The organism is Kitasatospora sp. NPDC028055 (assembly GCF_040637885.1).
Lineage (GTDB): Bacteria > Actinomycetota > Actinomycetes > Streptomycetales > Streptomycetaceae > Kitasatospora.
In genome coordinates, this window is record NZ_JBEZXE010000019.1 from 139,655 (window position 1) to 146,120 (window position 6,466).

Consider the following 6,466-nt stretch of genomic DNA (forward strand, 5'->3'; position numbering starts at 1 on the left):
GAGGTCACCACTCGATACCGCGCTGGCCCTTGCGGCCGGCGTCCATCGGGTGCTTGACCTTGGTCATCTCGGTGACCAGGTCCGCGACTTCGGTCAGCGCCTCGGGCGCGTACCGGCCGGTGATGACGACGTGCTGGCTGCCGGGGCGGTCCTTGAGCACCGAGACGACCTCCGCCGGGTCGATCCACCCCCAGTGCATCGGGTAGGTGAACTCGTCCAGCACGTAGAAGCGGTAGGTCTCGGCGGCGAGGTCGCGCTTGACCTGCTCCCAGCCCTCCTTGGCCGCCTCCTCGCTGGTCATCTCCTGCTCGGCGGAGCGCTGGATCCAGGACCAGCCGGAGCCCATCTTGTGCCAGTCGACGGTGCCGCCCTCGCCGGAGGCGCCGAGCACGCGCAGCGCGTTCTCCTCGCCGACCTTCCACTTGGCGGACTTCACGAACTGGAACACCCCGACCGACCAGCCCTGGTTCCAGGCCCGCAGCGCCATGCCGAAGGCGGCCGTGGACTTGCCCTTCCCGGGGCCGGTGTGCACGGCGGTGATCGGCTGGGTACGGCGCTGACGGGTCGTCAGGCCGTCGTCGGGAACGCTCTCGGGGACACCCTTGGGCATGTCGGCTCAGGCCGCCTTTCGCATCGAAGTGGTCGAACGGTTCGCGCGGACGAGCGAGGCCACGCCCTCCGCGCGCAGCTCGTCCAGGCTGACGGCGCTGCCGCCGAGCAGCCCGGCCAGGGTGCGGGCCAGGCCCAGTCGGACCGGTCCGGACTCGCAGTCCAGCACCACGCTCGCGGTGCCCTGGGCGGCGAACAGGGTGGCCGCCCGCTGGGAGCGGGCGAGCGCGTCCCGCCCGCCGGTGGCCCGGCCGTCGGTCACCACGACCAGCAGCGGGCGCCGGTTCGGGTCGCGCAGCCGCTCGACCCGCAGCACCTCGTGGGCGCGCAGCAGACCGGCCGCCAGCGGGGTGCGCCCGCCGGTGGGCAGGGTCTCCAGCCGGGCGGCGCCGACCTCCACCGAGGAGGTGGGCGGCAGCGCCAGTTCGGCGTCCGCGCCGCGGAAGGTGATCATGCCGATCTTGTCCCGGCGCTGGTAGGCGTCCATCAGCAGCGACAGCACCGCGCCCTTGACGGCGGTCATCCGCTGTCGGGCGGCCATCGAGCCGGAGGCGTCCACCACGAACAGCACCAGGTTGGACTCCCGCCCCTGGCGCACCTGTTCGCGGAAGTCGTCCTTGTGCAGCACCAGCGCCCGGCCGGCCCGCCCGCGCGCCACCTGGTGCGGCGCGGCGGCCTGGAGGGTCGCGGTCAGGTGCAGCCGGCTGAGGGTGCCCTGCGGGCGGCGGGCCCGGACGGTGTGCCCGCCGGTGGTCTCGGCGGGGGAGCGGCGGCCCTGGGCGCCGTGGCCGGTGCCCTGCACGGTGAACAGCCGCGTCCGGTACGGGTCCCCGGCCGCGACCGGCGCCGACTCCCGTGCGGGGGAGGGGTGTTGGGCCGGTACGGGCTGCGGCTCGGGCGCCTCGGCGTCCTCCGGGGCGGACGCCTCCGGAGCGCCGCCGTCGGCCGGCTCGGGCGCGCCGCCACCGTCGGGGCCGCCGTCACCCGGGCCACCGTCACCGCCGCCGTCCGGGCCGTCGCCTCCGGGCTCCGGCCCGTCGTCCTCCGGCTCCGGCTCCTCCGGCTGGGCGTGCTCCTCCAGGGTGCGGTCCAGCTGCTCCTCGTCCAGCCCGGGGGCGTCGAAGGGGTTGCGCCGGCGCCGGTGCGGCAGGGCCAGCTGGGCGGCCTTGCGGACGTCCTCCTCCAGCACCTCCGTCCGCCCGGCCCAGGCGGCCAGCGCGACGGCGGTGCGGGCCATCACGATGTCCGCGCGCAGCCCGTCCACCTCGAACGCGGCGCACACCGCCGTGATCTGACGCAGCGCCACATCCGTCAGCTCGACCTTGGGGAGCAACTCCCGTGCGGCGGTGATGTGTTCGGCAAGCTCCCGCTCCTCCGCCGCGAACCGCGCCGCGAAACCGGCCGGATCGGCGTCGTAGGCGAGCCGGCGCCGGACCACCTCGGCGCGCTCGGCCGGCTCCCGGGTGGCGGCGATCTCGACGGTCAGGCCGAAGCGGTCGAGCAGCTGCGGCCGCAGCTCGCCCTCCTCCGGGTTCATGGTCCCGACCAGCAGGAACCGCGCCGCGTGCCGCACCGACACGCCCTCGCGCTCGACGTAGGAGCGGCCCATCGCGGCGGCGTCCAGCAGCAGGTCCACCACGTGGTCCTGGAGCAGGTTCACCTCGTCGATGTACAGCACCCCGCGGTGCGCCTTGGCGAGCAGTCCGGGCTCGTACGCCTTGACGCCCTCGGCCAGCGCGCGCTCCAGGTCGAGCGAGCCGACGATCCGGTCCTCGGCCACGCCGACCGGCAACTCGACCAGCTGGGAGGGCCGTTCGTGACTCCCGACAGCGGTGTGCGGCCCGTCCGGGCACTGCGGGTCCGGCCCGGCCGGGTCGCAGGCGAACCGGCAGCCGTCCACCACGGCGATGGCGGGCAGCAGCCCGGCCAGCGCGCGCACCATGGTCGACTTCGCGGTGCCCTTCTCGCCGCGCACCAGCACGCCGCCCACGGCCGGGGAGACCGCGTTCAGCAGCAGCCCGAGCCGCAGGTCGGCCATCCCGACGATCGCGGTGAACGGATAGCGGACCTCACTCATGCGTCACTCCCAGGTGCTCCGGGCAGGAGGAACGGCAGCGATCCGGCCGCCGGCACCCCGCCCTCGATCAGCTTCCACAGCGCGTCGGTGTCCGCGTGCTCCTCGATCAGGTCGCCCAGCCGGTCCAGCCGGGCCTCGCGCGCCTCGGCGAACGAGGTGTCCGGTGCCGGCACGAACGCCCGGCCCGCCAAGTCGGCGACCTCGCGCAGGAGTTCACGGCGGAAGCCGTCGTTCTCCAGCGCGCCGTGCCAGGTGGTGCCCCAGACCGAGCCGACCCGGCAGCCGTCCAGGAAGGGAACACCCCCCTCGACGTCCACCATCCCGTGGTGGATCTCGTACCCCTCGACCCGCTGCCCGTACGCCTCGCCGACCGGCCGCGCCAGCACCTTCTCGACACCGAAGCGCACCCGGGTCGGCAGCAGCCCGAGCCCCTCGACCAGACCCGCCCTCGACTCCACCTCGTCCTCGATCGAGTGCGCCAGCATCTGGTAGCCGCCGCACACCCCGAGCACCGGCCGCCCGGCCGCCGCCCGCGCCTTGAGCGCCGGCTCCAGGCCGCGCTCGCGCAGCCAGGCGAGGTCCGCCACCGTCGCCCGGGTGCCGGGCAGCACCACCAGGTCGGCGTCGGCCAGCTCCTCCGGCCGGGTCGCCCAGCGCACCAGCACGCCCGGTTCCTGGGCCAGCGCGTCCAGGTCGGTGAAGTTCGACAGCCTCGGGAAGCGCACCACGGCGACCCGCAGCACGTCCGCGCCCAGCGGCCCGCGCCCGTCCACCCGGTCCACCACGGTGGACAGGTCCAGCGAGTCCTCGGCGTCCAGCCACAGGCCCGGCAGCATCGGCAGCGTGCCCAGCACCGGACGGCCGGTCAGCTCGTGCAGCATCTCCAGCCCGGGCGCCAGCAGCCGGGCGTCGCCGCGGAACTTGTTGACGAACCAGCCGGCCACGTGCCGCTGGTCCTCCGCCGACAGCAGCGCCAGCGTCCCGTACATCGCCGCGAACACCCCGCCCCGGTCGATGTCCCCGACCACCACCACCGGCAGCGCGGCGGCCGTGGCCAGCCCCATGTTGGCGATGTCCCGGTCCCGCAGGTTGATCTCGGCGGGGGAGCCGGCGCCCTCGCACACCACCACGTCGTAGCGGGCGCGCAGATCGGCCAGACACTCCAGCGCCCGCTCCAGCAGGACGGGCTTGCGCTCCCGGTAGTCCAGCGCGCCCACCTCGGCCACCGGCCTGCCGAGCAGCACCACCTGGCTGCGGCCGTCCGCGCCCGGCTTGAGCAGCACCGGGTTCATCGCCGCCTCCGGCTCCACCCGGGCGGCCTGCGCCTGCATCGCCTGGGCACGGCCGATCTCGGCGCCGTCGGCGGTGACGAAGGAGTTCAGCGACATGTTCTGCGCCTTGAACGGCGCCACCCGCACGCCCTGCCGGGCCAGCCAACGGCAGATCCCGGCCGTCACCACGCTCTTGCCCGCGTCCGAGGTCGTCCCCGCGACCAACAGTGCGTTGCTCATGCGCCCGCCTCGCTACACTCGGCAGGCGCTTCGCACAACGCGCACCTTCCGATGATGAACTCGCTGCGCTCGCTCATTCGCCCGCCCCGCACAACGCGCACCCTCCGATGATGAACTCGCTGCGCTCGCTCATGCCCCACCCTTCTTCCTCATCAGCATCCGCAGCAGGACGTGCCCCGCGACCGTCGTACCCAGCGCCAGCGCGCCCACCCGCCGGGACAGCGTGCAGGCCCGCTCGATGTCGTCCACCGTCACCGGACGCAACTCCGCACCCAGGACCGGCCGGTGCTCCACCCGCTCCCCGTACTGCAACGTCCCGCCCAGCCGGACCCCGACCGCCCCCGCGAAGGCCGACTCGGCCTGGCCCGCGTTCGGGCTCGGGTGCGCGGAGCCGTCCCGGCGCCAGACCCGCCAGGCGGTCCGGGGCTCGGGCGCGGCGGCCACCGTCAGCAGGGCCGTCAGCCGGGCACCCGGCCAGCCCGCCACGTCGTCCAGCCGGGCCGAGGCCCAACCGAAGCGGGCGTAGCGGGGCGAGCGGTGGCCCACCATCGCGTCCAGGGTGTTCACCGCGCGGAACGCCAGCAGCCCCGGCGTGCCCGCCAGGGCACCCCAGGCCAGTGCGTTCACCACGGCATCCGCCGTGTTCTCCGCCACCGACTCGACCACCGCCCGGGCGATCTGCTGCCCGTCCAGCGCGCTCGGATCCCGCCCGCACAGATGCGGCAGTCGCTCCCGGGCCGCCGTCAGATCGCCTACGGCCAGCGAGCGTCCGATGGTGCGGGCCTCCCGGGTCAGCGAGGTGCCACCGAGCACCGTCCAGGTCGCCGCCGCCGCCAACGCGGCCCGGCCCAGCGGACGGCGCCCGACCGTACGGTCCAGGGCCAGCGCGCCGGCCGCCACCGCACCCACGCACACCGCGGTGTACCCGGCACCGGCCGTCCGGTCGTCGCGCCACAGCCGCCGCTCCAGCCGCCCCGCGGCCGTGCCGAACAGGGCGACGGGGTGCCCGCGGCGCGGGTCGGCGTACCGGGCGTCGGCGGCGTAGCCCGCGAGCGCGCCCAGGCCGAAGGCGGCGGCCCGGGTCAGCGGGCGCACAACAACGAAAGGCTGGGAATCCAACCGGGCGGGGCAGCCTGCATCGCGTGGGTGTCCTCACTCAGGGTCCGCGCCCTGGATCGACGTACCGGGGGCGAGAGTCTCCTGGCTTCCGGGTCCGACGCACCCCCGGGCCTTCCAGCGGCCCCTGACGGGCCGCCGTGGCACTCTCCGAGCGTGCTCCCCGGTGACAGTGGCGGGACCGCGCCGGACTCGCACCGGCTTCCTCTCCATGCCTCCGTTTGGCCCCAGGATCCCATCACGCGCCCGAACCGGGAGTCAACCGAGGTCACGGAGGGGTTGGTCACACGACGAGCCCGCCCCCGCCCTGTGCGATCGCCCAGCCCCACGACGGGCCCGGCGCCCCCGCTTCGTGCGTTCGGCGGCTGGGGCCGCGCCGCGGGCCACGCCTACGGTTCGGCCATGCGCCGCAGAAAGCCCCCCGCCGCCGCCCCCACCCCGGTGCCGTTCTCACCGGAGGCCGCCCGGGCCCACCGAACCGGCCTAGGGCTGACCCCCGAGCAGGTCGCCGAGGGCATGGCCGCACACGGCGTCCGACTGCTCCCCGGCCACGTCCTCGCCTGGGAGGACGGCGTGCTGCGCCCCGGCGAGACCGAGTTCATCGCCCTCGCCCGCGCCCTCTGGTGCCCGGCCGCCGCCCTGATGCCCGGCCCCCCGGTCACCCTGCGCGACCACCGCCTCGCCCGGGAACTCCCCCCGGAGACCGTCGCCGAACGGGTCGGCATCCCCCTCCCCACCTACCGCCAGGCCGAACTGACCGGCCACTGGGACGGCGACCCCGACCAGACCCACGCCCTCGCCCAGGTCCTCGGCCTGTGTCTCACCGAACTGATCGAAGCCACCGGCCGCCGCGAGGCCCTCGACACCCTGCTCCGCCAATGCGTGGCCGGCCGCTGGCAACCCCACCTCCGCCCGATCGCCCACCTCGTCCCCGTCCCCGAACCCGACCTCGCCGCCGTCCTCCCCGTCCTCCACCAGGAACACCACATCCCCTCCCACTGGGGCACCACCACCCACCCCACCACCCCCACCCCACCCCTCACCCCCCGCTTCTGGCACCTCCTCAGCACCCACCACCCCACCATCCCCGTCTGACCACACCACCCCACAAACACCAACCCCCCCCACACCAACCCCCCACCCCCACCACCCC

Annotated in this window: 5 protein-coding genes and 1 riboswitch; of the genes, 1 reads left to right on the forward strand and 4 read right to left on the reverse strand. The window is 75.1% G+C overall.

The annotated features are described in order from the left end of the window. Positions 1–4: 4 nt before the first annotated feature. From cobO to AB0F71_RS20880, 4 genes are all read right to left on the reverse strand, one after another. Positions 5–610 (reverse strand): cob(I)yrinic acid a,c-diamide adenosyltransferase, encoded by a 606-nt coding sequence (gene cobO / locus AB0F71_RS20865; RefSeq protein ID WP_360236379.1) that lies wholly within the window; start codon positions 608–610, stop codon positions 5–7. 6 nt (positions 611–616) lie between these two features. Continuing rightward, positions 617–2,686: a putative cobaltochelatase gene (locus tag AB0F71_RS20870; RefSeq protein ID WP_360236382.1), complete on the reverse strand. Its 2,070-nt coding sequence runs from the start codon at positions 2,684–2,686 to the stop codon at positions 617–619. Further along, entirely contained in the window at positions 2,683–4,197 is a 1,515-nt protein-coding gene (locus AB0F71_RS20875; protein ID WP_360236385.1) for a cobyric acid synthase, read from the reverse strand. Before AB0F71_RS20875 ends, AB0F71_RS20870 begins: the two co-directional genes overlap by 4 nt. A gap of 129 nt (positions 4,198–4,326) precedes the next feature. Then, complete coding sequence (locus AB0F71_RS20880; RefSeq protein WP_360236388.1) at positions 4,327–5,292, reverse strand: cobalamin biosynthesis protein; 966 nt, start codon at positions 5,290–5,292, stop codon at positions 4,327–4,329. 98 nt (positions 5,293–5,390) lie between these two features. Continuing rightward, positions 5,391–5,522: riboswitch (cobalamin riboswitch) on the reverse strand. Positions 5,523–5,715: 193 nt separating this feature from the next. On the opposite strand from AB0F71_RS20880, the gene AB0F71_RS20885 reads away from it, so the two are divergent. After that, positions 5,716–6,408, forward strand: coding sequence for a transcriptional regulator (locus tag AB0F71_RS20885; RefSeq protein WP_360236391.1), 693 nt, complete (start codon positions 5,716–5,718; stop codon positions 6,406–6,408). Positions 6,409–6,466 lie beyond the last annotated feature (58 nt).

Excerpts from the sequence above, each read along its gene's own strand:
- AB0F71_RS20875 (WP_360236385.1), bottom strand. The coding sequence starts at position 4,197 with ATGAGCAACGCACTGTTGGTCGCGGGGACGACCTCGGACGCGGGCAAG.
- cobO (WP_360236379.1), bottom strand. The coding sequence starts at position 610 with ATGCCCAAGGGTGTCCCCGAGAGCGTTCCCGACGACGGCCTGACGACC.
- AB0F71_RS20870 (WP_360236382.1), bottom strand. The coding sequence starts at position 2,686 with ATGAGTGAGGTCCGCTATCCGTTCACCGCGATCGTCGGGATGGCCGAC.
- AB0F71_RS20885 (WP_360236391.1), top strand. The coding sequence starts at position 5,716 with ATGCGCCGCAGAAAGCCCCCCGCCGCCGCCCCCACCCCGGTGCCGTTC.